General features: G+C 60.9%; 1 protein-coding gene. It reads right to left on the reverse strand.

Annotated features, from left to right (window positions below; genetic code table 11):
- A partial coding sequence (locus LK12_RS23390; RefSeq protein ID WP_039290761.1) for an OB-fold nucleic acid binding domain-containing protein occupies positions 1 to 220 on the reverse strand: 220 nt, incomplete at both ends.

Genomic DNA, 220 nt, shown 5'->3' on the forward strand with positions numbered 1-220 from the left:
CTTCGGCAGCGATGATGTCGCCCAGGTCCCAGGTCTTGATTGCTTCAAGAGTCTCGGCAGGCAGGCCCTTGCGGTCGACGTAGACTTGCAGACGACCGGAGGTGTCCTGCAGCACCATGAAGGCACCACGGTTGAGCATGATGCGACCGGCGATCTTCACCGGGATGGCAGCGGCCTCCAGCTCTTCCTTGCTCTTGCCCTCGTACTGTTTCTGCAGGTC

The organism is Novosphingobium malaysiense (assembly GCF_000802225.1).
GTDB lineage: Bacteria > Pseudomonadota > Alphaproteobacteria > Sphingomonadales > Sphingomonadaceae > Novosphingobium > Novosphingobium malaysiense.